Genomic DNA, 24,403 nt, shown 5'->3' with positions numbered 1-24,403 from the left:
CTGCACTGGTCATACCAGATTTTGGGCAACAAACCGGAGAGCATTATGACGAAAACCAGCGTACGCATTGGCGCTTTCGAAATCGACGACGCTGAATTGCGCGGCGAATCACAAGGCGAACGAACGTTAAGTATTCCCTGCAAATCCGATCCGGATTTGTGCATGCAGCTGGACGCCTGGGATGCAGATACCAGCGTCCCGGCAATCCTTGATGGGGAACATTCCGTTCTGTACCGTGAGCATTACGACAGTAAAACCGATGCCTGGGTCTTGCGTCTTGCATAACCCAAAGAGAACCCGCCCGAAGGCGGGTTATTTATTACTGAAGCTGCGCCAGCGTCAGAAAGCCCCCGAACACCGCCCCCGTATCAATGTAGTGCAGATTGTTGAAATCGTAGCGCTTGTCCACAGGCGTATGTCCGAACCAGAAGTGATCCGCACCGCTAATGCCCTGCCCTCTACCCACCATAAAGCCCATTAACCGGTCGCGATCCCACAGCACCCGCTGGGCATCTACCGGCTTATGCCAGGCATATTCGGCGGCGGGATAATCCGCATGAGCAATCACGTTCAGACCGTTTTTGCAGGTTATTTCAATAATGTGCGGTAAGTCCCGACACGCGTCGAGTAAATCCTGGGCCTGCTTTTGTTGAGCGACCGTAAGCCCGGTAAACCAGTTACCGCCATTTATCTTCCAGAGACTAAAATCATTATTTTCAAGCGCATCTAACGCCATTTGCTCGTGATTACCGCGTACCGCATAAAACCACTTTTCCTGCATCAGCTGTAAACATTTCATGCTGTCGGGACCGCGGTCGATAATATCCCCCACCGAGATAAGCAGATCCGCAGCAGGATTAAAATGCCGTCGTTTCAGCTCATCCATAAGCCACTGATAGCAACCATGAATATCGCTGACAACCCAGACATGACGCCAGTGTTCTCCCTCTATTTTCTGATACATAACGCCTCCTGTAAGAAGTATAGCTGCCACAGAAAATGTCATGCGCTGGCGTTGGATATCGCGAATCCAAACAAACCATAAACCAGCCGGAAATAAAGATCGCTGCGCTATTAATCCCTTATTCCCTGGCCTTTAAAATAATGCGGAATAAAAAGAGGGATTTTCACGTGTCAAACATACACCTGCAAAACGATGTTTTTTATCCGCATCGTACAAATATTATTTCTGAACTGGTGAGAGGGAAACGCGTTCCCGGCCCAATCTGGCACAAACGTGATTACCGGTTAAAGTTCCTTCTGCGCTCGCTTTTATTCTGGTCCTCCACCCATCGCATGCTGGAGGCGCTATCCGGGCGCGATGATTTCGACAGGCTGCTCACCTCTCAAATTACCTTGCCGAGCAAAACTCACCGCCAGTATCTGATGCGTGGCCTGAACTCAAACGACCGGGCCGATGCTATCGTCAGCCACTATCAGTGGATTGATAGTCTGACAAATACCGCCCTCGCCCACGCGCTGACCAATCCGCAAGAGGTGCCGGTTGTCCGGTTCGAGGCAAAAAACGGCGAAATCTATACCGTCCACGCCTCGTCCGCAGGTAAGGCTGAACGTGAAGGCGAAAGCACGCTTTGGCTGCATGACAATGACAACACGCTGCTTGCCAGCCTGACGTTCTGTGTCGCACGCAGTAACGGCCGTATGGTGCTGGTGATCGGCGGCCTCCAGGGTCCCCGTCGTCATGTTTCACGGGAGGTGATTAAGCAGGCTACCCGTGCCTGCCATGGGCTTTTCCCGAAACGCGTGCTGATGGAGGTGATCTTCCAGCTTGCCTCACGCTCGAACATCAGCGCGATTTTTGCCGTCAGCGATGAAGGCCATGTTTTCCGCGCGCTGCGCTACCGTCTGAGCAAAGGGCGTCATTTTCACGCCAGCTACGACGAGTTCTGGGAAGGCCTGAACGGAAAGAGACTCTCCCCCTTCTGCTGGCAGTTGCCGCTCCAGATGGAGCGTAAAGCACTGGAGGAGATTGCCAGCAAAAAACGCGCCGAATACCGTCGCCGCTTTGCGTTACTTGATGATATTGCGGCTTCCGTACATGCGCGCATTGATCCCGCACTCGTCTCAGGCAAAATACAAACAAAAATTTAACAAAACAGCCAAAAAGGACTGGACTTACGCCTGCCGGGTTGTGGTATGTTTGAAGCAGGCGCACAGGAAGTGAACCTTCTGCTGAGACGAAAACCGGATTTTATCGTTTATTTTCATGCAGATAAAAAGAGACCGAATACGATTCCTGTATTCGGTCCAGGGAAATGGCTCTTGGGAGAGAGCCGTGCGCTAAAAGTTGGCATTAATGCAGGCTCAATCGCCTTGCCCTTTAAGAATAGATGACGACGTCAGGTTTTCCAGTCCACAGTAAAAGTGGTCTGAAAAAAAGCGTCAGAACATCACTAAATGTGAAAAACCGCAGAGCTTTTACAAGCACCTGCGGTTTCTTTTTACTGGAAACCTGACGGCTAGCAGAGCTTTTTAGCGCGCTCAATAAACGGTGCCAGACTCTTCTTCTGCCCGGGGTTTGCCGGGTCATCCACCTGGATCACGCTGACAGGCTGTCCGTTACTTTTCCCGCTGGCAACCTGCTGCTCCGCTACGTCATTTAACGGATACTGCACGAGCGTACTGGGATTGATGACATACAGCGCGTTACCGGGACGGCAGGTGAGCATGACCTCTTCACGATTAAATGCCCAGTTGTCCTTACCCACTTCAAACCTGCTGACGGTGATGACCTGCGGCGCGGCCAGCGCACTGCTGGCACAGGTGAGAAGTAAAAGAGAAAGCAGTGTCTTTTTCATAAATTATTTAACCTTGTCAGAAGGGTTCCCAGGTCGCGAACAGGCTGACGGCCACCAGTACCAGCGCGCCCAGCACCACTTCTGCCTGTGTCATCCTGATAAAAATCTGTTGTTCCCGCCCGGCATCAGGGCGAAAGCGTGGCACAAGAAAATACCGATTCGCCAGCGCAATTGCCACCATCATGATGACCAGCGCACATTTGAACAACAACAGCCGTACATAAGGCGCTTCCCACGGCACGTCTATGCCCACAATAAAGAGCGTATTGATTATCCCGGTCAGCAGCACGCCCGCCACGGCATAATGCCCCACGCGGGAGAAGCGCATCATGGTAAAGATAGCGGCTGGCTGCCAGCGGCCTTTCGCCAGCCGCATACAGAACAGCAGCGGCAGTAGACCGCCCACCCAGGTGGCGGCGCAGAGCAGGTGAAGCGCATGGTTCAGACGATGCAACGCACCCGGCGCGCCACCGTTCATCGCGGCATGTCCCACGCCCGCCAGCAGCACCAGTTGCCCCATCGCGAGCAGTAACAGCCGTGAGCCCTTTTGCGGGGTAAGCCATGCAGCACCCGCGGTCACAGCGGCCAGCACCATTTGCCACAGCCAGACGCCACCAAACTGCGTGCCCAGCACGCTGCGCCAGACCGCCGGGCGAATGACATCACCCCAGCCATTGCCCATTAACCCACTTTGCAGGCCGAACATCAGCAGAGCAGCCATCAGGCTGATTAAGGCCGCGATATTCTGCTGGCGCTGGAAACGCTGCGTCATGAGGCGCTGCAACGAAGACGGTGCAAACCAGACACTGTATAACGCGTTGCCGAACAGTAGTATCAGCGCAACAAAATGGATAAAGCGAAACGCTATGTAGCTCAGGGCCAGCATACTATTTCACGCTAAAGTGATAGCTGCCCTTGGTTTTGTGGCCGTCCACGGAGACCACATGCCAATCCACCGTATAGGTGCCGGTCGTCAACGGTTTCTCAAGAGGAACAATCAGCTTTGCGTTATCCTTCTTGTCACGCTTCACCCCGCCGGTCTGGATTTTGTGCTGCTGCGCGTCCGTCACCACGACGCCGCTGAAGGCAGGTTCAATGCCTTCCGAGAAATTCAGGGTAATGACATCGGGTGCCGTCGCGACGGTATTTTCCTGCGGGGATTGTTGCTTAAGGTGCGCATGGGCCAGAGCTGATGGCGCGATTGCCGAAGAGAGCAGAAACACCAGCGCACACGCGACGCGGGAAGGGGTAAAGTGCATCACAATCATTCCTTTTCGTTATGCCTGAATGCTAAAGAATAACTCTGTATAATTTACGAGTCGAGGAACATCCTTTGCTCCCTTGTCATCGTTGAACAATCGCGGTAACGTTGCCGCCGCAGAAAAAGGAGAAGGAAATGAACGTTAACCTGGCCGCCCTTCCTCAGGACGAGATGGACAAAGTGAATGTCGATCTCGCCGCCGCGGGGGTCGCATTCAAAGAGCGTTACAACATGCCCGTCGTGGCTGAAGTGGTAGAGCGTGAACAACCCGCGCATCTGCGCGACTGGTTCCGCGAACGTCTTATTGCGCATCGCCTCGCCTCCGTTAATCTCTCGCGCCTGCCGTACGAACCTAAAGTTAAATAAGCTTAACGTCCCGTTACACTTCCTTACGCGTTATGTGGCAGGATAAGAAAACCCTGATAAATTTAGGTGTAATCTTAAAATCCCAGCGACTTAGTGTATAAGGAAGTCACGATGTCACGATGGACTATTGCCGCGGCTCAGTATGCTCCGCGGCACAACTGTGTTGATGAGCACGTAAAACATCACCTGCACTTTATTGACGAGGCTGCCTCACATGGGTGCGAATTAGTCGTCTTTCCGGAGCTTTCGCTTACTGGCCCTGGCGGAACAACCTTACCCCCACCCCCTGACGATTTGCAGCTTGCCCCCCTCCTTCACGCGGCGCAGTCACGTTTCATCACGGTGATTGCCGGTATTACGCTCCAGCAACAGAAAGGACTCGCGCTTTTCACCCCTAACCTGTCGACCATCCGGCGTTATCCCCAGGGTAACGGTGCGGGTGTTATTCCTGGCAATAAACGGTTAACCATCGTTGATAATCAGGCTGACGCCCCGGAACTGGACCCAGAGGCAACGCTGTTCACCAGCAGCCTGGCGGTGGGTGAGCAACGCTGGCGGCAATCCATCAGTTCGTTACAACGCTTCGCGCATAAGTACGCCATCGCGGTATTAATGGTGAACGCGCGCAGCGGTAGCGCCTTATGGGATGAAAAAGGTCAGCTGATCGTGCGTGCCGATAAGGGAGAGTTGCTGTTAACCGGTTCTTTGGGCCGACAGGGTTGGCAAGGGGATATCATTCCATTAGGCTAGGCATTTTAGGATCAGGAGCGATCAATGCTGCGCGTTATCGATACCGAAACCTGCGATTTGCAGGGTGGAATTGTGGAAGTCGCCTCTGTCGACGTGGTTGACGGAAAGATAGTCAATCCAATGAGCCACCTGGTGCGCCCGGACCGTCCCATCAGTGCGCAGGCGATGGCAATTCATCGCATTACGGAATCGATGGTGGCGGATAAGCCGTGGATTGAAGAGATCATCCCTCTTTACCACGGTAGCCAGTGGTATGTCTCCCATAACGCCAGCTTTGACCGCCGCGTGCTGCCGGAGATGCCCGGTGAATGGATTTGCACCATGAAGCTGGCGCGCCGTCTGTGGCCGGGGATCAAATACAGCAATATGGCGCTGTATAAGTCGCGCAAACTAAGCGTGCGGACGCCGGAAGGGCTGCATCATCACCGCGCCCTCTATGACTGCTACATCACCGCAGCGCTCCTGATTGATATCATGAATACTTCCGGCTGGACGCCGGACGATATGGCGACCATTACCGGCCGCCCCGCCCTACTGACCACCTTCACGTTCGGTAAATATCGTGGAAAACCGGTATCGGAAGTGGCGGACAACGATCCGGGCTATCTGCGCTGGCTGTACAACAACCTCGACAGAATGAGCCCGGAACTGCGCCTGACGCTGAAGCATTATTTAGGCGAAGCCTGAGTTCCCGCGCGGCCTGGCAGCGTATTCTGCGCCAGGCCAATCAAAAAGGCGTACTCCAGCGCCACCCCTTCATAGGATTTAAATCGCCCTGATTTCCCTCCGTGCCCCGAGTCCATATCGGTACACAGCAGCAGCAGATTATCGTCAGTTTTTAGCTCACGCAGCTTCGCCACCCATTTCGCGGGCTCCCAGTACTGCACCTGGGAATCGTGCAGGCCGGTGGTCACCAGCATATGCGGATAGGCTTTCGCCTCGACGTTATCGTACGGACTGTACTCTTTCATGTAGCGGTAATAGGTTTCATCCTGCGGGTTCCCCCACTCCTCAAACTCCCCGGTGGTCAGCGGAATGGTTTCGTCCAGCATGGTCGTCACCACGTCCACAAACGGCACCTGAGCGATAACGCCTTTAAACAGTTCAGGCCGCTGGTTTACCACGGCTCCCATTAACATGCCTCCGGCGCTGCCCCCCATGCCAAAGCAGAGTTGCGGATCGCCATAACCCTGCGCGATCAGCGCATCGCAGACATCAAGGTAGTCATTGAAGGTATTTTTCTTTTTGAGAAATTTTCCGTCTTCATACCAGTGCTGACCCAGCTCGCCGCCGCCGCGAATATGGGCAATCGCATAAACAAAACCGCGGTCGAGCAGGCTCAGCCTGCTGCTGCTGAAATCGGCGTCCATGCTGGATCCGTAGGAGCCGTAACCGTAGATGAGGATGGGGTTTTTACCTTTGTTGAAGTGATCCTTGTGGTAGACGAGAGACACGGGGACTTCAACGCCGTCGCGCGCGGTCACCCACAGGTGTTCACTGCGATAATTTTCCGACTCAAATCCCCGGACCTCAGCCTGTTTAATCACCTGACGCTGCCCGGTGTCCATATCCAGCTCAAACAACGTGTCCGGGGTAGTCATTGACGAATAGCCGTACCGCAGGCGGGACGATTCCGGTTCCGGGTTAAAGCCGATCCACGTCACGTAAGCCGGGTCATCGAACGCAATGCCCACCACTTCGCGGGTTTTGCGGTTGATTTGGCGGATACTGGTCAGTCCGCGCTGACGCTCTTCCACCACCAGCCAGTCGGTAAACAGGGTGAACCCCTCCAGCATCACCTGATCGCGCGCAGGAATTAACACTTCCCACTTCCGTTCATCGCGCACTTTGGTTTTATAAAGGCCAAAGTTTTTGCCCTCGCGGTTCGAACGCAGGTAAAAGCTGTGCTGGAAGTGATCCAGACTGTACTCATGATCTTTACGGCGCGGCAGGAAGCACAGCGGCTGGGCATCCGGCAGTTCGGCATCCAGCAGCAGCACCTCAGAGGTAGTGGCGCTGGCAAGGAAGATAATCACGTAGTGGCGAGACGAGGTTTTATGCAGGCTGACGTAGAACGTCTCGTCTTTTTCTTCATACACAAGCTCATCGTCGGCGGAATCAGTCCCCACCGTATGACGCCAGACCTGATAAGGCAGCAGCGTTGAGGCATGCTTTTTAACGTAGTAGACCGTTTCTGAATCGTTACCCCAGACGAAATCGGGGGAGACATTATCCAGCATTTCGGGATACCAGTTTCCCGTTTCAAGATTGCGGAAACGCAAACCGTACTGGCGGCGGGAGAGGTAATCCTCAGCCAGCGCCATAATGGCGTTATCGGGGGAAATGGACATGCCGCCCAGCGTATAAAACTCACTGTGGGCAGCACGTTTGTTAGCATCCAGCAGGATCTCCCATTCGTCCCACTCGGCGCTTAGCACAGACTGGCGCTGGTAGATGGGATATTCGTTTCCCGGCTCATAAATATGGCGATAGCGATAACCGTTTTTGCACCACGGGGCAGAGACATCACGCTGGGGGATACGCTGCACCATTTCGTTCAGGAGCTGATCCTGAAGCGCCTGCTGGCTGGCCATGACCTGGCGGCCATAGTCGTTTTCCTCGTGCAGATAGTCGAGCACCTCTGGCCGGGAACGAGAATCGTCCCGCAGCCAGTAGTAGTTATCGATACGCGTATCGCCATGCGTGGTGATCGCATAAGGAGTACGTCGGGCTTTTGGAGGCATGGCATTCTTACTTTTTCGTTTTACATCCTATAAGGTTGGCAAAACACGCGTATGATGCAAGCGAAACATGGCCTTCTAGCCCGCGAGGGTCTGCTTCTGCTGCTGAATATCCTGCTCAATTCCCTCACGAACGTCCTGTGGGATCTTCAGCGCATCACCCAGGGCGTTCAGGTAGCTGCGCTCCATAAAGTGATCGATATCGATGGCGGCACAGCTCAGAAAATAGAGTTCCAGCGCCTCTTCTTCGTTTTTCACGCTTTGCGCCAGACGCTGCGGATCGAGCGGCTGTTCGATGGCCTGCGCCACCAGCGCCCTGCCCTGCTCCTCAACGCCCGCTTCCCGCATCTGCTGCTCAATCGCAGCACGTTCACTGGCATCAATATGCCCGTCGCTCTTGGCCGCAAAGACCAGGGCGAGGATCAGACGCTCGGTGCGTAAATCTAACGGCGATACCTGCTTCCCGTACTGCGGTTCATCCTGATGCGCGTTGCGCACCTTGTCTTTGTATTTGTTCCATAAGACGGAGCCTGCAATAGCCCCTCCGCCCGCCAGCAGCGCGCCGGTACCGTATTTGGTAAGCAGTTTCCGCGATGATTTATTGGCAACCAGCAAACCGGCCAGCCCGCCGAGCGCACCCGGCACAAGCAGCTTGCTCAGACCCTGCTCGCCGGACGACGAGCCTTTTTGTCCCAACAGGGATTGCAGTTGATTCATCCAGCCTGACATATTTTTCCTCACGTAACAGTGCGTAACCTTCACAGCCTAAGCGAGCGGGTGTCAGGAAATGTCTGTCAGTGCTAAAGAAGCGCAAATTTCTCCCCTGTCCGGGTTATCCCTATACAAGACATACGCAAACGTTTTCGTTTATACTGCCCGCATCTTTTTCAGGGGGATTTTTATGACTCGTTTAGGAACTGCGCTGCGTCCTGCCGCGACGCGCGTCATGCTGTTGGGATCGGGTGAACTGGGTAAAGAAGTGGCCATTGAATGCCAGCGTTTGGGTGTGGAAGTGATTGCGGTGGACCGTTATGCGAATGCGCCCGCCATGCACGTCGCGCATCGCTCGCACGTCATCGATATGCTTGACGGTAATGCCCTGCGGGCGTTAATTGCCGACGAAAAACCGGATTTCGTGGTACCTGAAATTGAGGCCATTGCCACTGAGATGTTGGTTGCCCTTGAACAGGAAGGCCAGCGCGTGGTGCCCTGTGCCACAGCGGCAAAACTGACCATGAACCGGGAAGGCATTCGTCGCCTGGCGGCAGAAGAATTACAGCTCCCGACCTCCAGCTACCGTTTTGCCGGGGATAAAGCTGCGTTTCTCCAGGCCGTAGAGGAGATTGGCTACCCGTGCATCATTAAGCCGGTAATGAGCTCCTCTGGCAAAGGGCAGAGCTTTATCCGCGACAGCAGCACGCTGGACAAGGCCTGGGACTATGCCCAGCAGAGCGGCCGTGCCGGAGCCGGGCGCGTCATCGTAGAAGGTGTAGTGAAGTTTGATTTTGAAATTACCCTGCTCACCGTCAGCGCCGTGGACGGTGTTTATTTCTGCGACCCGATTGGTCATCGCCAGGAAGACGGCGATTATCGCGAATCCTGGCAGCCGCAGCAGATGAGCGCGCTGGCGCTTGCACGCGCGCAGGAGATCGCCCGCAAAACGGTGCTGGCGCTGGGCGGCTACGGCCTGTTCGGCGTGGAATTGTTTGTTTGCGGCGACGAGGTGATCTTCAGCGAAGTCTCCCCTCGCCCGCACGATACCGGGATGGTCACGCTGATTTCGCAGGATCTCTCCGAGTTCGCGCTGCACGTACGTGCTTTCCTCGGCCTGCCGGTTGGCGGCATCCGTCAGTACGGCCCTGCAGCCTCGGCGGTGATCCTGCCGCAACTGACCAGCCAGAATGTCACCTTTGACAACGTCGAAGGTGCGGTAGGCGCAGGCTTGCAGGTTCGGCTGTTCGGCAAACCGGAGATCGACGGAGCCCGTCGTCTGGGCGTGGCATTAGCGACCGGGGAAAACGTGGACGAAGCCGTCGCGAGAGCAAAAAGAGCGGCTGCAAACGTCAGCGTAGCAGGATAAAAAAACGGGCCGAAAGGCCCGTTTTAACTGTCTGGCTGGCCGGGTTAGGCGCAGCCGACACCCGGCAAACAAACTTACTGTTTCGCGCCTTCTACCGCTTCGCGAGCCAGTTTAGTAATGCGATCCCAGTCGCCTGCTTCCAGCGCATCCGCCGGAACCAGCCAGGAGCCACCGATGCACAGCACGCTTTTCAGCGCCAGGTAGTCGCGGTAGTTGGCCGGAGAGATGCCACCCGTTGGGCAGAAACGCACCTGGGAGAATGGGCCTGCAATCGCCTGCAACGCTTTGGTGCCGCCGTTCGCTTCAGCCGGGAAGAATTTAAACTCTTTCAGGCCGTAGTCCATGCCCAGCATCAGTTCAGAAACGGTGCTGATACCCGGGATCAGCGGAATAGTACCTTCGGTTGCGGCTTTCAGCAGCGGCTCGGTCAGGCCCGGGCTGATGGCAAACTGTGCGCCCGCTTCGGTCACTTCCGCCAGCTGCTGCGCATTCAGAACCGTACCAGCACCGATGACCGCTTCCGGCACTTCTTTGGCGATAGCGCGAATCGCATCCATCGCACAGGCAGTACGCAGGGTCACTTCCAGAACACGAACGCCACCCGCAACCAGCGCCTTCGCCATTGGGACAGCGTGCTCCAGTTTGTTTACCACAATAACCGGCACGACAGGGCCAGTAGTCAGGATTGCTTCTGCACTTGTTTTCCAGTTTTTCATCAGAGTTTTCTCTCGCCAGATCGTTAAAATCAAGTCGTCTTAAAACGTAATACAGGTTGCGCCCTGCTCCGCACCGGAGAGTTTCTCACGCAACGCACCAAACATCTCGCGTCCGGTACCCACTCGGGATGCGCTCAGGTCAGGAATATGTGGCTGACGCGCCGCCAGCTCTGCTTCGTCCACCAGCAGGGTTAACTCGCCTGTCTGACCGTTAACGCGGATCATGTCTCCATCATGGACTTTCGCCAGCAGGCCGCCGTCGTAGGCTTCCGGGGTGACATGAATCGCTGAAGGCACTTTACCGGATGCCCCCGAGAGGCGTCCATCGGTCACCAGCGCAATTTTGAAACGGCGGTCCAATAATACACCAAGCGGCGGCATAAGTTTATGTAATTCTGGCATCCCGTTCGCTTTTGGTCCCTGATGACGCACCACGACTACGCAGTCTTTATCAAGCAGACCCGCGTCGAAGGCAGGTAAAACGTCGTGCTGGCTTTCAAACACCACCGCCGGGGCTTCGATAACCTGATTCTCTTCCGGCACGGCAGAAGTTTTCATTACGGCACGCCCAAGGTTACCGCTCAGCACTTTGGTGCCGCCGTGAGGAGAGAACGGCTGTTCGAAGGTCGCGATAACCTGAGGATCGAGCGAGTTGCTCGCCCCCTCGCGCCAGTCCAGCTCACCGTTGTTCAGCCACGGCTCAAGGGTATAGCGATGCAGGCCAAAGCCCGCCACCGTGTTGACATCCTCATGCAGCAGGCCGCCTTTCAGCAGCTCGCGCATCAGCACCGGCACGCCGCCCGCGGCCTGGAAGTGGTTAATGTCCGCCGGACCGTTCGGGTACAGACGCGCCATCAGCGGTACCACGGAGGAGATCTCGGAGAAGTCATCCCAGTTGATCAGAATGCCCGCCGCGCGCGCCATCGCGACAAGGTGCATGGTATGGTTGGTTGAACCGCCGGTCGCCAGCAGGGCGACAATCCCGTTGACGATGACTTTTTCATCCACCATTTTGCCCATTGGCATCCACTCGTTGCCGTTACCGGTCAGACGCGTCACCTGACGGGCTGCGGCTTCGGTCAGCGCTTTACGCAGTGGCGCATCCGGCTGGATGAACGACGAGCCCGGCAGCTGCATCCCCATAAACTCCACCACCATCTGGTTGGTGTTGGCCGTACCGTAGAACGTACAGGTGCCCGGCGCGTGATAGGACGCGGCTTCCGCTTCCAGCAGCGCCTGACGGTCCGCTTTTCCTTCGGCATACAGCTGGCGGATACGGACTTTTTCCTTATTTGGCAGACCGCTTGCCATCGGGCCTGACGGCACAAAAATCGCTGGCAGATGGCCAAACGACAGCGCGGCCATCACCAGCCCCGGGACGATTTTGTCGCATACGCCCAGGTAGAGCGCGCCATCAAACATATTGTGAGAGAGGCCCACTGCCGCCGACATGGCGATCACTTCGCGGCTCAACAGAGACAGCTCCATACCGTCCTGTCCCTGAGTCACGCCATCACACATGGCCGGCACGCCGCCTGCAACCTGGCCCACCGCGTTCACGCTGTGCAGCGCATTGCGGATGATAGACGGGTAAACCTCATACGGCTGGTGGGCTGAAAGCATGTCGTTATAGGAGGTAATAATGGCGATATTGTTACGCAGCATGCTTTTCAGCGCGTCTTTATCACCAGGCTGGCAGGCGGCAAAGCCGTGGGCCAGATTCCCGCAGGCCAGCTGTGAGCGATGGACCGTTTCACTCTTCGCCTGTTCGATGCGGGCAAGGTAGGCAGCACGGGTCTCTTTCGAGCGTTCAACGATGCGTTGTGTTACGCGTAACAATGTCGGATTCATAAAAGCTCCTCTAATTTATCTGTCCAGGCTCGGGAGTTTACACAGTTTCTGACGGTTGTTAACAACGCTGAAACGCCTGATATCCGGAGCGCAGGGGCAAAATGTCTGAAGGGAGTGTAATAAAAAAAGCTCCGCGGGTGAATCCACGCGGAGCTTAAAAGATTAAAAATTATGCCACTTGCTGTGTTAGATCATGTTACCGGTAAAATAACACCTTTGGGCTAGAGATGGGGGTTATTCAAACTCGTTCCAGGAGCGGCCATCACGGGTGATCATCGCAACGGAGGCGACAGGTCCCCATGTTCCCGCCTGATACGGTTTTGGCGCGTCCTGGTCGGCTGCCCACGCTTCGGTGATTGAGTCCACCCACTTCCACGCCTCTTCCACTTCATCGCGGCGGACGAACAGCGCCTGGATACCACGCATGGTTTCCAGCAGCAGACGCTCGTAAGCATCGGCCAGATGCGTCTGGTTGAAAGTTTCAGAGTAACTCAGGTCGAGCTTGGTGGTTTGCAGGTTGTGTTTGTGATCAAGACCCGGCACTTTGTTCAGGATCTGAATATCCACACCCTCGTCCGGCTGTAAACGGATGGTCAGTTTGTTCTGCGGCAGTTCCTGCCAGGATTCTTTGAACAGGTTTAGTTCCGGATTTTTGAAGTAGACCACCACTTCGGAGCATTTTGCCGGCAAACGTTTCCCGGTACGCAGGTAGAACGGCACGCCGGCCCAGCGCCAGTCGTCGATATCCACGCGGATCGCCACAAACGTCTCGGTGTTGCTGGACTTGTTCGCGCCCTCTTCTTCCAGATAGCCAGGGACTTTTTTCCCCTGGGCAAAACCTGCGGTGTACTGGCCGCGCACGGTTTTCTCACGCACGTTGGAGCGGTCAATACGGCGCAGTGATTTCAGCACTTTCACTTTGGCGTCACGAATGCTGTCGGCCGTCAGATCTGACGGTGGAGACATGGCAATCATGCACAGAATTTGCAGCAGGTGGTTCTGGATCATGTCACGCATCTGGCCGGCCTGGTCGAAGTAGCCCCAGCGGCCTTCAATGCCCACCTCTTCCGCCACGGTAATTTCCACGTGGTCGATAGTGCGGTTGTCCCAGTTGTTCACAAACAAGGAGTTGGCAAAACGCAGCGCCAGCAGGTTCAGAACCGTCTCTTTACCCAGATAGTGGTCAATACGGTAAACCTGACACTCCTCAAAGAACTCGCCCACCTGGTCGTTGATTTCACGCGAGGTTGCCAGCGACGTACCCAGCGGCTTCTCCATCACCACGCGCGCCGGTTTGGCGTTCAGCTTCGCTTCGCCCAGACCTTTGCAGATGGCGCCGAAGGTGCTTGGCGGCATGGCGAAATAGTTAATGGTGACGCGATTTTCCTGGTCCAGCATTTCACCCAGACGGGTAAAGGCGCTTACATCGTTGACGTCCAGATTGCAGAAATCGAGACGCCCGCTCAGCTTATCCCAAAGGCTTTCATCGATTTTCTCTTTCATGAAGGTTTCGAGCGCCTCGCGCACGACTTTGGTATAAGCCTCCTTATCCCAGTCGGCGCGCCCTACCCCAAGGATTCGGGTATCGGGATGGATCTGGCCCGCTTTTTCGAGCTGATACAGGGAAGGCAGCAATTTTCGGCGTGCAAGATCGCCTTTCGCGCCGAAAATGACCAGGTCACATGCCTGGGCTGTTTGCGTTACCGCCATGTCATTCTCCTCAGTTAGATCTCCTGGTACTCTGCCAGGTATCGTTGTAATTTTATTACAATGCACTGTACTGCTTTTACGCGTTTCCTGAAACCATTAGCGCTTAACGACGCGTGCGATACGGTGATTTTTCGTCGCCGGTGCCATAATGCCCGTCTGGTGACGCAACTAATGTCGATTCTTTGCGCAACAGGGTCAGAGCAAAACCCGACGTCGATCAAGTAATGAAAAAAAACAACAACATTTCTTGTCGACGATTACCCTTTCGGGTGTCCCGGGGGTAATATCGGCTAAATCGAATCAAGGTTTCATCTCTATGAAATCGTTTATGCCCTCACGAGCGTCTTGTTAACAATGAACATGCTGGAAAAAATCCAGTTTCAACTGGAACACCTTAGCAAATCCGAGCGCAAAGTGGCTGAAGTTATTCTCGCCGCGCCCGCTCAGGCGATTCATTCAAGCATCGCCGCTCTGGCACAGGAATCGGGCGTCAGCGAACCGACGGTCAATCGATTCTGTCGTAGTCTGGACACCCGCGGCTTTCCTGATTTTAAACTGCATCTGGCACAAAGTCTGGCAAACGGTACCCCGTATGTTAATCGCAATGTAGATGAAGACGACAGTGTTGATGCTTACACCGCAAAAATATTTGAATCGGCAATGGCCACGCTCGACCATGTTCGCCAGTCTCTGGACATGAGTTCAGTGAATCGCGCGGTCGATCTTCTTACGCAGGCCAAACGGATTGCTTTCTTTGGCCTTGGCTCGTCCGCCGCCGTGGCGCATGACGCCATGAATAAGTTCTTTCGCTTTAACGTGCCGGTGATTTACTCCGATGACATTGTGCTGCAACGCATGAGCTGTATGAATTGTAGCGAAGATGATGTCGTGGTACTCATCTCCCATACGGGCCGCACCAAGAGCCAGGTGGAGCTGGCGCAACTCGCGCGTGACAACGATGCGATGGTCATCGCCCTGACGACGGCAGGTACGCCGCTGGCCCGGGAAGCAACGCTCGCCATTACCCTGGACGTACCGGAAGACACCGACATGTACATGCCGATGGTCTCCCGCCTGGCGCAGCTGACGGTCATCGACGTGCTGGCGACCGGTTTTACTTTACGCCGGGGCGCAAAATTCCGGGATAACTTGAAGCGGGTCAAGGAAGCCCTGAAAGAATCGCGTTTTGATAAAGAATTGCTTATAAAGAGCGATGTTCCCTAATAACGACGATGTACGATTTACGGCATTCGGTCCCCTCGCTACTGCCTTGCGATAGATGAAGGCCGATTCTATGTTCACGCAACACCAAAGTTGTTTCAGTCAACGGAGTATTACATGTCCAGAAGGCTTCGCAGAACCAAGATCGTCACCACCCTAGGCCCGGCCACCGACCGCGATAATAACCTCGAGAAAATTATCGCCGCGGGTGCCAACGTGGTGCGCATGAACTTCTCTCACGGTACGCCAGAAGACCATAAATTACGTGCCGACAAAGTGCGTGAAATCGCAGCTAAACTGGGCCGCCATGTTGCTATCCTCGGTGACCTGCAAGGTCCAAAAATCCGCGTATCGACCTTTAAAGAAGGCAAAGTCTTCCTCAACATCGGCGATAAATTCCTGCTGGATGCCAACCTGAGCAAAGGCGAAGGCGATAAGGAAAAAGTGGGTATCGACTACAAAGGTCTGCCTGCTGACGTTGTGCCTGGCGACATCCTGCTGCTGGACGACGGACGCGTACAGCTGAAAGTGCTGGAAGTTCAGGGTATGAAGGTGTTCACCGAAGTGACCGTCGGCGGCCCGCTCTCCAACAACAAAGGCATCAACAAACTCGGCGGTGGCCTGTCTGCCGAAGCGCTGACCGATAAAGACAAAGCGGATATCGTGACCGCAGCGCAGATCGGCGTGGATTATCTGGCCGTCTCCTTCCCCCGCTGCGGCGAAGATCTGAACTATGCTCGCCGCCTGGCGCGTGATGCAGGCTGCGATGCGAAAATTGTTGCGAAAGTGGAACGCGCTGAAGCGGTCTGCGATCAGGACGCGATGGACGACGTGATCCTGGCGTCTGACGTGGTGATGGTTGCCCGTGGTGATCTGGGCGTGGAAATTGGCGACCCTGAACTGGTCGGTATCCAGAAAGCGCTGATCCGTCGCGCGCGTCAGCTGAACCGCGCGGTGATCACCGCCACCCAGATGATGGAATCCATGATCACCAACCCAATGCCAACCCGTGCGGAAGTCATGGACGTGGCGAACGCCGTGCTGGATGGTACTGACGCGGTGATGCTGTCAGCAGAAACCGCTGCGGGTCAGTATCCGGCGGAAACCGTGGCCGCCATGGCGCGCGTCTGCCTGGGTGCGGAGAAGATCCCAAGCATTAACGTCTCCAAGCACCGCCTGGATATCCAGTTCGACAATGTGGAAGAAGCGATTGCGATGTCCGCGATGTACGCAGCCAACCACCTGAAAGGGGTCACGGCGATCATCACCATGACCGAATCTGGCCGTACCGCGCTAATGACGTCTCGCATCAGCTCCGGTCTGCCGATCTTCGCCATGTCCCGTCACGAGCGTACGCTGAACCTGACGGCGCTGTATCGCGGCGTGACGCCAGTCTACTTCGACAGCACCAACGATGGCGTGGCCGCCGCGCACGATGCTGTGAACCTGCTGCGCGACAAAGGTTATCTGGTATCCGGTGATATCGTTATCGTGACGCAGGGTGACGTGATGAGCACCATCGGCTCAACCAATACCACCCGCGTACTAACCGTAGAGTAAGCTCCGATCCCCTCTCCCCTAAGGGGAGAGGGGTGAAGGTTTCCTATTTCTTCGGGAAAAGCTCTTTACGCTTGTACGGCTCTGTTTCGCCAGGTTTACGCGTTTTGAGCAACTTCAGGATCCACGTATATTGCTCCTTATGTGGCCCCACCAGCACTTCCACCTCTTCATTCATGCGGCGTGCAATGGTGCGATCGTCCGCGGTCAGCAGATCGTCCATCGGCGGACGAACCTCAATGCTCAGGCGATGCGTTTTACCGTCATAAACCGGGAACAGCGGGATCACGCGGGCGCGGCAGACTTTCATCAGGCGACCAATCGCGGGTAGCGTAGCTTTATAGGTCGCGAAGAAATCGACAAACTCGCTGTGCTCAGGACCGTGATCCTGATCGGGCAGGTAGTAGCCCCAGTAACCCTGACGTACGGACTGAATGAAAGGCTTAATGCCATCGTTTCGGGCGTGCAGACGTCCGCCAAAGCGACGGCGCACGGTATTCCAGACGAAATCGTAGATTTTGTTTCCCTGATTATGGAACATCGCCGCCATTTTCTGGCCCTGCGATGCCATTAACATTGCCGGAATGTCGACCCCCCAACCGTGCGGCACCAGGAAAATCACTTTTTCATCATTGCGACGCATCTCGTCGATGATTTCCAGCCCTTTCCAGTCAACGCGGTCGACGATCTTTTCCGGCCCTTTCAGCGCCAGTTCCGCCATCATCGCCATGGCCTGTGGCGCGGTAGTATACATGTCATCAATGATTGCTTCGCGTTCGACGTCGGTTTTATCCGGGAAGCAGTACAGAAGGTTTATTTGCGCCCGGCGGCGTGCGCTTTTACCTAAGCGCCCTGCCAGGCGCCCCACATTGCCGAGCACCGGATCGCGGAGGGAAGCAGGTAGCAACGCCATGCCAGCAAACACGTATACGCCAAGCCAGGCGCCCCAGTTACGCGGGTGGCGAAAGGATTTTTCAAACTCGGGAATGTACTCAATATTGTTTTTTTTGGTTTCCATGCGGGTTCCAGGGTCTGGTGACGCAAAAATATATTCAGATAGTGTAGCGAGGCAGCCGTCCGCGTACAAAAGAAAAAGCCGGCGCACACTGACGCCGGCTTATTTTTGAGGGTGTTAGCTTAGTCGAAGCGCAGCTGTGGCATCACCTCTTTCACCTGCGCCAGGTAATCTTTGCGATCTTTCCCGGTCAGCCCTTCGGTGCGCGGCAGTTTCGCCGTCAGCGGGTTAACCGCCTGCTGGTTGATCCACACTTCGTAGTGCAGGTGCGGCCCCGTCGAACGGCCTGTGTTACCGGACAGCGCGATGCGATCGCCACGTTTCACTTTCTGGCCCGGTTTGACCAGCAGTTTACGCAGGTGCATGTAGCGGGTGGTGTACGTACGACCGTGACGAATAGCCACGTAGTAGCCAGCAGCACCACTGCGTTTCGCCATGACCACTTCACCATCACCTACCGCCAGCACTGGCGTGCCCTGCGGCATGGCGAAGTCAACACCACGGTGCGGCGCTACGCGACCCGTTACCGGGTTCAGACGACGCGGGTTAAAGTTGGAGGAGACGCGGAACTGTTTCGCCGTTGGGAAACGCAGGAAGCCTTTTGCCAGGCCCGTACCGCTGCGGTCATAGAACTTACCGTCTTCCGCGCGAATGGCGTAGTAGTCTTTGCCGTCTGAACGCAGACGAACACCCACCAGCTGGCTCTGCTCGCGCTTACCGTCCAGCATTTCGCGGGACATCAGGACAGAGAACTGATCGCCTTTTTTCAGTTTGCGGAAATCCATCTGCCACTGCATGGCTTTGATCACCGAGCTGATTTCAGCGCTGGTCAGGCCAGCATCGCGGGCACTGGAAACAAAGCTGCCGCCGACGGTCCCTTTCATCACGCTGTTAACCCAGTCGCCCTGCTGCATTTCACTGGTCATTTTGAAACCGTTTGCGGTGCGATCGTAGGTGCGGGTTTCGCGACGGGACATCTCCCAGGTCAGACGTTGCAGATCGCCGTCGGGCGTTAAGGTCCAGGAAAGCTGCTGACCAATTTTCAGGTTACGCAGCTCTTTATCGGATGCGGCAAGCTGGCTAATGTTGCCCATGTCGATACCGTACTGGTTCAGGACGCTGCTCAGCGTATCGCCAGTAGAAACAACATATTCATGAATGCCGGTTTCATTCTGGATCTTGTCATCCAGCTCATCCTGGGGAATAGCTTCATCTTCCTGTGCGGCCTGATCGATAGGCTCGCTGGCCTCAGGCAACAGAGAGCGGATCTCGCTCTTCTCCAGTTCGATGGTTTTAATAATAGGGGCAGAACTCGGGTGGTAAACATAGGGCCGCCAGACGGCGACCGCTAACGTGAGAACTGTAAGCGACCCCAGCATAACGCGGTGGGGTCGAGGCAGATTGTTAAATGCCAGGGCGACAGAGCGGGCTATCTGTTGCACGTATTCACTTCCTCGTTAATCTCCTTTCAGGCAGCTCGCATACTGATTCGCCAGTTGGCTGAGGAACTGCGAATAGCTCGCTTTGCTCAACTGGATGTTCGTACCTAGCGGGTCAAGGGTTCCCATGCGCACGGATGTTCCCCTGGCCACGGCTTCTACGACCGCTGGCCTGAACTGTGGCTCAGCAAAAACGCATGTCGCTTTTTGCTCAACCAACTGTGTTCTGATTTCATGTAAACGCTGCGCACCAGGCTGAATTTCAGGGTTGACGGTAAAATGCCCCAATGGGGTCAGACCGTAATGTTTCTCGTAATACCCGTAGGCATCATGAAAAACGAAGTACCCTTTTCCTTTAAGCGGTGCGAGCTCGTTACCTACCTGTTTGTCGGTTGCGGCTAATTGAGCCTCAAAATCCTTCAGGTTGGCGTCGAGTTTGATTCGACTTTGCGGCATAAGTTCCACTAATTTGTCGTGGATTGCAACCGCTGTAAGCCGCGCTATCTCTGGGGAGAGCCAGAGATGCATGTTGTATTCACCGTGATGGTGATGGTCGTCACCTTTTTCGCCATGAGCATGGTCGTGGTCGTGTTCGTCGCCCTCGTCCTCAGCCCCTTTCATCAGCAACGGTTTCACAGCGGACAGCTCACCAATCGTCACCTGTTTCTCCGCAGGGACCTGTTTAGCGGATTTCTGCATGAACGCTTCCATCTCAGGACCAATCCAGACGACTAAGTCCGCGTTCTGTAAGCGTTTTACATCAGACGGACGCAGAGAATAATCATGCTCGGAGGCCCCGTCAGGCAGAAGAACCTCTGTGTCCGTCACACCGTCGGCGATGGCAGCGGCGATAAAGCCAAGTGGTTTAAGCGAAGCGACAACGGCAGCGTTAACATCTTGTGCTGTTGTCCCCCAAAGAGCAGCGGATAATGCTGCGAAAAGAAGCGTATTTTTCTGTAACATAATGCGACTAATCATCGTAATGAATGCGTGGAATGTGATATTATAACATTCGATGACTTCTGCAAGCTTAAATTGACATGACGACTTTAGTTTCTCTTGAAAATGTTTCGGTCTCATTCGGCCAGCGCCGCGTCCTTTCTGACGTGTCGCTGAATCTGAAGCCCGGCAAAATACTCACGCTGCTCGGCCCTAACGGTGCAGGCAAATCGACGCTGGTGCGCGTCGTATTAGGCCTGGTAGCCCCTGACGCAGGTGTTATCGTCCGCGAGGACAAATTGCGTATCGGCTATGTGCCGCAAAAATTACATCTTGATGCCACCCTGCCCCTGACGGTGAGCCGCTTCCTGCGTCTCCGTCCCGGTACGCGTAAAGCGGATATCCTACCGGCGCTAAAACGCGTTCAGGCGGGACATCTTGTTGAGGCGCCTTTGCAAAAGCTGTCGGGCGGTGAAACCCAGCGCGTATTGCTTGCCCGCGCCCTGCTCAGCAGCCCTCAGCTGCTGGTCCTGGACGAGCCGACGCAGGGTGTCGACGTCAACGGTCAGGTTGCGCTGTACGATCTTATCGACCAGCTCCGTCGGGAGCTTAACTGCGCGGTGCTGATGGTCTCCCATGATCTGCATCTGGTAATGGCCAAAACCGACGAAGTGCTGTGCCTGAACCATCACATCTGTTGTTCCGGCACGCCGGAAGTGGTGTCAATGCATCCCGAATTTATCTCCATGTTTGGCCATCGTGGCGCCGAACAGCTGGGCATCTATCGCCATAATCACAATCACCGCCATGATTTACAGGGACGAATTGTCCTGCGTCGGGGAAATGGACACTCATGATTGAACTGTTATTGCCCGGCTGGCTGGCCGGGATTATGCTTGCCTGCGCCGCGGGTCCACTCGGCTCGTTTGTCGTCTGGCGCAGAATGTCCTATTTCGGCGATACGCTGGCCCATGCGTCATTGCTGGGTGTCGCGTTTGGTTTGTTGCTGGACGTGAACCCTTTTTATGCGGTGATTGTCGTCACGCTGCTGCTGGCCGCCGGTCTGGTCTGGCTGGAAAAACGCCCTCACCTGGCCATTGATACCCTGCTCGGCATTATGGCGCACAGCGCCCTGTCGCTGGGCCTGGTGGTGGTGAGCCTGATGTCCAACATCCGCGTGGACCTGATGGCCTATCTGTTCGGCGATCTGCTGGCCGTCACGCCCGAAGATCTGATTTCCATTGCCATTGGCGTGGTGGTGGTGCTCGGGATCCTGCTGTGGCAGTGGCGGAATTTACTGGCAATGACCGTCAGCCCCGATCTGGCCTTTGTCGACGGCGTGAAGCTTCAGCGCGTGAAGCTGCTCTTGATGCTGGTGACGGCGTTAACCATCGGGGTAGCGATGAAATTTGTTGGCGCGCTGATCATCACGTCGCTGTTGATAATCCCTGCCGCCACGGCGCGTCGTTTTGCGCGTACGCCGGAGCAAATGGCCGGTATCGCGGTGATAATCGGGATGATCGCAGTGACGGGCGGATTAACCTTCTCGGCGTTTTATGACACGCCAGCGGGGCCGTCGGTGGTATTGTGCGCGGCGGTGTTGTTTATTTTCAGTATGATGAAAAAAACCGCGCAGTAGTCAGCATGTCCCCGGTGGCGCTTCGCTTACCGGGGCTACCATTAATCGCTACTTACGGCATCGCGGGCGGCGTAATGCCGAAATGATTCCACGCCCGCACCGTCGCCATACGACCACGCGGGGTACGCTGTAAAAAGCCCTGCTGGATCAGATACGGCTCCAGCACATCCTCGATAGTCTCACGCTCTTCGCCAATTGCCGCCGCCAGGTTATCCAACCCCACCGGCCCGCCAAAGAACTTATCCAGCACTGCCAGCAGCAGCTTACGGTCCATATAGTCAAAGCCTTCGGCATCAACGTTCAGCATATCCAGCGCCTGCGCAGCAATGTCAGCCGAAATGGTGCCATCGTGCTTCACCTCGGCAAAATCACGCACGCGACGCAGCAGGCGGTTGGCGATACGCGGCGTACCGCGGGAACGTTTCGCCACTTCAAACGCTCCCTCTTCGCTCATATCCAGCCCCATGTAGCGCGCGCTGCGACCCACAATATGCTGAAGATCGGGCACCTGATAAAACTCCAGACGCTGCACGATACCAAAACGGTCACGTAGCGGTGAGGTCAGCGAGCCGGCTCGCGTCGTGGCACCAATCAGAGTAAACGGTGGCAGATCGATTTTGATCGAGCGCGCGGCCGGGCCTTCGCCGATCATGATATCCAGCTGGTAATCCTCCATCGCCGGATAGAGCACTTCCTCCACCACCGGTGACAGGCGGTGGATTTCATCGATAAACAGCACGTCATGCGGTTCGAGGTTGGTCAGCATCGCCGCCAGGTCCCCTGCTTTCTCCAGCACCGGGCCGGAGGTGGTACGCAGGTTAACGCCCATTTCGTTGGCGACGATATTCGCCAGAGTGGTTTTACCTAACCCCGGCGGACCAAAAATCAACAGGTGATCGAGCGCATCGCCGCGCAGCTTTGCCGCCTGGATGAAAATCTCCATCTGAGAACGAACCTGCGGCTGGCCAATGTACTCATCCAGCAGTTTTGGACGGATCGCGCGATCCACCACGTCATCTGGCTGAATGGTGCCTGCCGATACCAGGCGGTCTGCTTCAATCATCCTTTACCTCACAATGCAGCGCGCAGCGCTTCACGAATCAGAGTTTCACTGCTGGCATCCGGTTTGGCAACTTTACTCACCATACGGCTGGCCTCCTGAGGTTTATAGCCCAGCGCCACCAGCGCGGCAACCGCTTCCTGCTCGGCATCATCATCCGTCGCTGGCCCGCCCGGTGAAGTCAGCACCAGATCGGCTGCCGGAGTGAACAGATCGCCATGCAGACCTTTAAACCGGTCCTTCATCTCGACAATCAGGCGCTCGGCGGTTTTCTTGCCGATGCCCGGAAGTTTAATTAACGCAGCCGGATCTTCGCGCTCAACGGCATTCACAAACTGTGGCGCTGACATACCGGACAGAATCGCCAGCGCCAGCTTGGGCCCGACGCCGTTGGTTTTGATTAATTCGCGGAACAGGGTGCGTTCCTGTTTGTTATTGAATCCGTACAGCAGCTGAGCGTCTTCACGCACCACAAACTGGGTAAAGACAACCGCCTCTTTGCCCGCCTCCGGCAACTCGTAGAAGCAGGTCATCGGCATATGGACTTCATAGCCCACGCCACCCACTTCCAGCAGCACTAACGGGGGTTGTTTTTCAATGATGATGCCTCTGAGTCTGCCTATCACGTGACGCTCCTGCGTTCTGGATGAAATTAACTGCCGACATAATAAAAAAAGGCTGGATAAACATCCAGCCTGATTTGTCATTATCGTAATCTGCCTCGCGCCAGATTGAGCCGCGACTCACTCATTTGCATCGCGTTCTGGCTGACGTGGCAGTGGGTAATCGCAATGGCCAGCGCATCGGCGGCGTCGGCCTGCGGGTTCGCCGGGAGCTTCAGCAGGGTACGCACCATGTGCTGCACCTGGCTTTTCTCCGCGCTACCTATGCCCACCACCGTCTGCTTAACCTGACGGGCCGCGTATTCAAACACTGGCAGGTCCTGGTTCACGGCGGCAACTATCGCCACGCCGCGCGCCTGCCCGAGCTTTAACGCCGAGTCAGCGTTCTTCGCCATAAAGACCTGCTCGATGGCGAAAAAGTCCGGCTGAAACTGGGTGATGATCTCCGACACGCCCGCATAAATGAGCTTCAGGCGCGACGGCAGATCGTCCACTTTGGTACGAATACAGCCGCTGCCGAGGTAGGTTAGCTGGCGTCCCACCTGACGGATAACGCCATACCCGGTGACGCGTGAGCCGGGGTCAATCCCGAGGATAATCGACATCACGCGTCTCC

The 24,403-nt window shown here is 55.6% G+C and carries 26 protein-coding genes; 11 read left to right on the top strand and 15 right to left on the bottom strand.

From position 1 onward, the window contains the following. The first annotated feature begins 45 nt into the window (after positions 1–45). Positions 46–285, top strand: coding sequence for a YebV family protein (locus tag ACOTZP_RS11290; RefSeq protein ID WP_003859885.1), 240 nt, complete (start codon positions 46–48; stop codon positions 283–285). A gap of 34 nt (positions 286–319) precedes the next feature. Here the strand turns inward: ACOTZP_RS11290 and pphA are convergent, their stop codons facing one another. Then, the gene (pphA, locus tag ACOTZP_RS11285; RefSeq protein WP_271075237.1) at positions 320–964 is read right to left on the bottom strand and encodes a protein-serine/threonine phosphatase; all 645 of its coding nucleotides are present in this window, start codon (positions 962–964) and stop codon (positions 320–322) included. A gap of 167 nt (positions 965–1,131) precedes the next feature. On the opposite strand from pphA, the gene ACOTZP_RS11280 reads away from it, so the two are divergent. Both ACOTZP_RS11280 and ACOTZP_RS11275 read left to right on the top strand, forming a co-directional pair. Then, complete coding sequence (locus ACOTZP_RS11280) at positions 1,132–2,112, top strand: VirK/YbjX family protein (RefSeq protein ID WP_271075236.1); 981 nt, start codon at positions 1,132–1,134, stop codon at positions 2,110–2,112. A 45-nt stretch (positions 2,113–2,157) separates the two neighbouring features. Beyond that, positions 2,158–2,355: a hypothetical protein gene (locus ACOTZP_RS11275; RefSeq protein WP_032609507.1), complete on the top strand. Its 198-nt coding sequence runs from the start codon at positions 2,158–2,160 to the stop codon at positions 2,353–2,355. 125 nt (positions 2,356–2,480) lie between these two features. Here ACOTZP_RS11275 and ACOTZP_RS11270 read toward each other — a convergent pair whose 3' ends face one another. The 3 genes from ACOTZP_RS11270 to yobA are packed head-to-tail and all read right to left on the bottom strand — an operon-like array spanning position 2,481 to position 4,078. Continuing rightward, positions 2,481–2,819, bottom strand: coding sequence for a YebY family protein (locus ACOTZP_RS11270; RefSeq protein WP_022648464.1), 339 nt, complete (start codon positions 2,817–2,819; stop codon positions 2,481–2,483). 16 nt (positions 2,820–2,835) lie between these two features. After that, a complete protein-coding gene (gene copD / locus ACOTZP_RS11265) occupies positions 2,836–3,705 on the bottom strand; it encodes a copper homeostasis membrane protein CopD (protein ID WP_271075235.1) in 870 nt (289 codons plus the stop codon). A 1-nt stretch (position 3,706) separates the two neighbouring features. Further along, the gene (gene yobA, locus ACOTZP_RS11260) at positions 3,707–4,078 is read right to left on the bottom strand and encodes a CopC domain-containing protein YobA (protein WP_271075249.1); all 372 of its coding nucleotides are present in this window, start codon (positions 4,076–4,078) and stop codon (positions 3,707–3,709) included. 137 nt (positions 4,079–4,215) lie between these two features. On the opposite strand from yobA, the gene ACOTZP_RS11255 reads away from it, so the two are divergent. The 3 genes from ACOTZP_RS11255 to exoX all read left to right on the top strand — a co-directional run bounded on the left by ACOTZP_RS11255 (position 4,216) and on the right by exoX (position 5,883). Then, complete coding sequence (locus tag ACOTZP_RS11255) at positions 4,216–4,446, top strand: DNA polymerase III subunit theta (protein WP_003859784.1); 231 nt, start codon at positions 4,216–4,218, stop codon at positions 4,444–4,446. Between the two features lie 111 nt (positions 4,447–4,557). Further along, positions 4,558–5,196 (top strand): nitrilase-related carbon-nitrogen hydrolase, encoded by a 639-nt coding sequence (locus tag ACOTZP_RS11250; RefSeq protein ID WP_421633710.1) that lies wholly within the window; start codon positions 4,558–4,560, stop codon positions 5,194–5,196. Positions 5,197–5,220: 24 nt separating this feature from the next. Beyond that, positions 5,221–5,883: an exodeoxyribonuclease X gene (gene exoX / locus ACOTZP_RS11245; RefSeq protein WP_271075233.1), complete on the top strand. Its 663-nt coding sequence runs from the start codon at positions 5,221–5,223 to the stop codon at positions 5,881–5,883. Here exoX and ptrB read toward each other — a convergent pair. Together ptrB and ACOTZP_RS11235 are read right to left on the bottom strand one after the other, a co-directional pair. Beyond that, complete coding sequence (gene ptrB / locus ACOTZP_RS11240; protein WP_271075232.1) at positions 5,865–7,940, bottom strand: oligopeptidase B; 2,076 nt, start codon at positions 7,938–7,940, stop codon at positions 5,865–5,867. The genes exoX and ptrB overlap by 19 nt on opposite strands. 75 nt (positions 7,941–8,015) lie before the next feature. Beyond that, on the bottom strand, positions 8,016–8,666 hold the full coding sequence (locus ACOTZP_RS11235) for a tellurite resistance TerB family protein (RefSeq protein WP_022648470.1): 651 nt from the start codon (positions 8,664–8,666) through the stop codon (positions 8,016–8,018). Positions 8,667–8,838: 172 nt separating this feature from the next. Here ACOTZP_RS11235 and purT point away from each other — a divergent pair, with 172 nt between their 5' ends. Further along, a complete protein-coding gene (purT, locus tag ACOTZP_RS11230) occupies positions 8,839–10,017 on the top strand; it encodes a formate-dependent phosphoribosylglycinamide formyltransferase (protein WP_271075231.1) in 1,179 nt (392 codons plus the stop codon). A gap of 74 nt (positions 10,018–10,091) precedes the next feature. Here the strand turns inward: purT and kdgA are convergent, their stop codons facing one another. The 3 genes from kdgA to zwf form a co-directional block, all read right to left on the bottom strand. Further along, complete coding sequence (gene kdgA / locus ACOTZP_RS11225) at positions 10,092–10,733, bottom strand: bifunctional 4-hydroxy-2-oxoglutarate aldolase/2-dehydro-3-deoxy-phosphogluconate aldolase (protein WP_206227745.1); 642 nt, start codon at positions 10,731–10,733, stop codon at positions 10,092–10,094. 39 nt (positions 10,734–10,772) lie between these two features. Then, complete coding sequence (edd, locus tag ACOTZP_RS11220) at positions 10,773–12,584, bottom strand: phosphogluconate dehydratase (RefSeq protein ID WP_023300442.1); 1,812 nt, start codon at positions 12,582–12,584, stop codon at positions 10,773–10,775. Positions 12,585–12,818: 234 nt separating this feature from the next. After that, positions 12,819–14,294, bottom strand: coding sequence for a glucose-6-phosphate dehydrogenase (zwf, locus tag ACOTZP_RS11215; RefSeq protein WP_022648481.1), 1,476 nt, complete (start codon positions 14,292–14,294; stop codon positions 12,819–12,821). A 354-nt stretch (positions 14,295–14,648) separates the two neighbouring features. On the opposite strand from zwf, the gene ACOTZP_RS11210 reads away from it, so the two are divergent. Next, positions 14,649–15,518, top strand: coding sequence for a MurR/RpiR family transcriptional regulator (locus ACOTZP_RS11210; RefSeq protein ID WP_003859769.1), 870 nt, complete (start codon positions 14,649–14,651; stop codon positions 15,516–15,518). Positions 15,519–15,632: 114 nt separating this feature from the next. Then, positions 15,633–17,075: a pyruvate kinase gene (gene pyk / locus ACOTZP_RS11205; protein WP_003859767.1), complete on the top strand. Its 1,443-nt coding sequence runs from the start codon at positions 15,633–15,635 to the stop codon at positions 17,073–17,075. A gap of 43 nt (positions 17,076–17,118) precedes the next feature. Here pyk and lpxM read toward each other — a convergent pair whose 3' ends face one another. The 3 genes from lpxM to znuA all read right to left on the bottom strand — a co-directional run bounded on the left by lpxM (position 17,119) and on the right by znuA (position 20,489). Then, positions 17,119–18,090 carry a lauroyl-Kdo(2)-lipid IV(A) myristoyltransferase gene (gene lpxM, locus ACOTZP_RS11200; protein WP_032624045.1) on the bottom strand — a complete coding sequence of 324 codons (972 nt, stop codon included), beginning with the start codon at positions 18,088–18,090 and terminating at the stop codon, positions 17,119–17,121. Positions 18,091–18,209: 119 nt separating this feature from the next. After that, complete coding sequence (mepM, locus tag ACOTZP_RS11195) at positions 18,210–19,529, bottom strand: murein DD-endopeptidase MepM (RefSeq protein ID WP_022648483.1); 1,320 nt, start codon at positions 19,527–19,529, stop codon at positions 18,210–18,212. A 15-nt stretch (positions 19,530–19,544) separates the two neighbouring features. Continuing rightward, a complete protein-coding gene (gene znuA, locus ACOTZP_RS11190) occupies positions 19,545–20,489 on the bottom strand; it encodes a zinc ABC transporter substrate-binding protein ZnuA (protein ID WP_032622452.1) in 945 nt (314 codons plus the stop codon). 77 nt (positions 20,490–20,566) lie between these two features. Here znuA and znuC point away from each other — a divergent pair, with 77 nt between their 5' ends. Then, entirely contained in the window at positions 20,567–21,322 is a 756-nt protein-coding gene (znuC, locus tag ACOTZP_RS11185; RefSeq protein WP_003859757.1) for a zinc ABC transporter ATP-binding protein ZnuC, read from the top strand. Further along, positions 21,319–22,104, top strand: coding sequence for a zinc ABC transporter permease subunit ZnuB (gene znuB / locus ACOTZP_RS11180; protein ID WP_022648485.1), 786 nt, complete (start codon positions 21,319–21,321; stop codon positions 22,102–22,104). The genes znuC and znuB overlap by 4 nt, the downstream gene beginning before the upstream one ends. 52 nt (positions 22,105–22,156) lie before the next feature. Here znuB and ruvB read toward each other — a convergent pair whose 3' ends face one another. The 3 genes from ruvB to ruvC all read right to left on the bottom strand — a co-directional run bounded on the left by ruvB (position 22,157) and on the right by ruvC (position 24,392). Beyond that, positions 22,157–23,167 carry a Holliday junction branch migration DNA helicase RuvB gene (gene ruvB, locus ACOTZP_RS11175; RefSeq protein ID WP_006811035.1) on the bottom strand — a complete coding sequence of 337 codons (1,011 nt, stop codon included), beginning with the start codon at positions 23,165–23,167 and terminating at the stop codon, positions 22,157–22,159. 8 nt (positions 23,168–23,175) lie between these two features. Next, positions 23,176–23,790, bottom strand: coding sequence for a Holliday junction branch migration protein RuvA (ruvA, locus tag ACOTZP_RS11170; protein ID WP_022648487.1), 615 nt, complete (start codon positions 23,788–23,790; stop codon positions 23,176–23,178). A gap of 80 nt (positions 23,791–23,870) precedes the next feature. After that, entirely contained in the window at positions 23,871–24,392 is a 522-nt protein-coding gene (ruvC, locus tag ACOTZP_RS11165) for a crossover junction endodeoxyribonuclease RuvC (protein ID WP_014884319.1), read from the bottom strand. Between the last annotated feature and the right edge of the window lie 11 nt (positions 24,393–24,403).

This window comes from Enterobacter cloacae complex sp. SYL001 (genome assembly GCF_049237025.1).
Taxonomy (GTDB): domain Bacteria; phylum Pseudomonadota; class Gammaproteobacteria; order Enterobacterales; family Enterobacteriaceae; genus Enterobacter; species Enterobacter intestinihominis.
This window is presented reverse-complemented; position numbering and strand designations above follow the sequence as displayed.

Coding starts and splice junctions, on each gene's coding strand:
- ACOTZP_RS11290 (WP_003859885.1), top strand. CDS start 46: ATGACGAAAACCAGCGTACGCATTGGCGCTTTCGAAATCGACGACGCT.
- pphA (WP_271075237.1), bottom strand. CDS start 964: ATGTATCAGAAAATAGAGGGAGAACACTGGCGTCATGTCTGGGTTGTC.
- ACOTZP_RS11275 (WP_032609507.1), top strand. CDS start 2,158: ATGTTTGAAGCAGGCGCACAGGAAGTGAACCTTCTGCTGAGACGAAAA.
- ACOTZP_RS11270 (WP_022648464.1), bottom strand. CDS start 2,819: ATGAAAAAGACACTGCTTTCTCTTTTACTTCTCACCTGTGCCAGCAGT.
- copD (WP_271075235.1), bottom strand. CDS start 3,705: ATGCTGGCCCTGAGCTACATAGCGTTTCGCTTTATCCATTTTGTTGCG.
- yobA (WP_271075249.1), bottom strand. CDS start 4,078: ATGCACTTTACCCCTTCCCGCGTCGCGTGTGCGCTGGTGTTTCTGCTC.
- ACOTZP_RS11255 (WP_003859784.1), top strand. CDS start 4,216: ATGAACGTTAACCTGGCCGCCCTTCCTCAGGACGAGATGGACAAAGTG.
- ACOTZP_RS11250 (WP_421633710.1), top strand. CDS start 4,558: ATGTCACGATGGACTATTGCCGCGGCTCAGTATGCTCCGCGGCACAAC.
- exoX (WP_271075233.1), top strand. CDS start 5,221: ATGCTGCGCGTTATCGATACCGAAACCTGCGATTTGCAGGGTGGAATT.
- ptrB (WP_271075232.1), bottom strand. CDS start 7,940: ATGCCTCCAAAAGCCCGACGTACTCCTTATGCGATCACCACGCATGGC.
- ACOTZP_RS11235 (WP_022648470.1), bottom strand. CDS start 8,666: ATGTCAGGCTGGATGAATCAACTGCAATCCCTGTTGGGACAAAAAGGC.
- purT (WP_271075231.1), top strand. CDS start 8,839: ATGACTCGTTTAGGAACTGCGCTGCGTCCTGCCGCGACGCGCGTCATG.
- kdgA (WP_206227745.1), bottom strand. CDS start 10,733: ATGAAAAACTGGAAAACAAGTGCAGAAGCAATCCTGACTACTGGCCCT.
- edd (WP_023300442.1), bottom strand. CDS start 12,584: ATGAATCCGACATTGTTACGCGTAACACAACGCATCGTTGAACGCTCG.
- zwf (WP_022648481.1), bottom strand. CDS start 14,294: ATGGCGGTAACGCAAACAGCCCAGGCATGTGACCTGGTCATTTTCGGC.
- ACOTZP_RS11210 (WP_003859769.1), top strand. CDS start 14,649: ATGAACATGCTGGAAAAAATCCAGTTTCAACTGGAACACCTTAGCAAA.
- pyk (WP_003859767.1), top strand. CDS start 15,633: ATGTCCAGAAGGCTTCGCAGAACCAAGATCGTCACCACCCTAGGCCCG.
- lpxM (WP_032624045.1), bottom strand. CDS start 18,090: ATGGAAACCAAAAAAAACAATATTGAGTACATTCCCGAGTTTGAAAAA.
- znuA (WP_032622452.1), bottom strand. CDS start 20,489: ATGTTACAGAAAAATACGCTTCTTTTCGCAGCATTATCCGCTGCTCTT.
- znuC (WP_003859757.1), top strand. CDS start 20,567: ATGACGACTTTAGTTTCTCTTGAAAATGTTTCGGTCTCATTCGGCCAG.
- znuB (WP_022648485.1), top strand. CDS start 21,319: ATGATTGAACTGTTATTGCCCGGCTGGCTGGCCGGGATTATGCTTGCC.
- ruvB (WP_006811035.1), bottom strand. CDS start 23,167: ATGATTGAAGCAGACCGCCTGGTATCGGCAGGCACCATTCAGCCAGAT.
- ruvC (WP_014884319.1), bottom strand. CDS start 24,392: ATGTCGATTATCCTCGGGATTGACCCCGGCTCACGCGTCACCGGGTAT.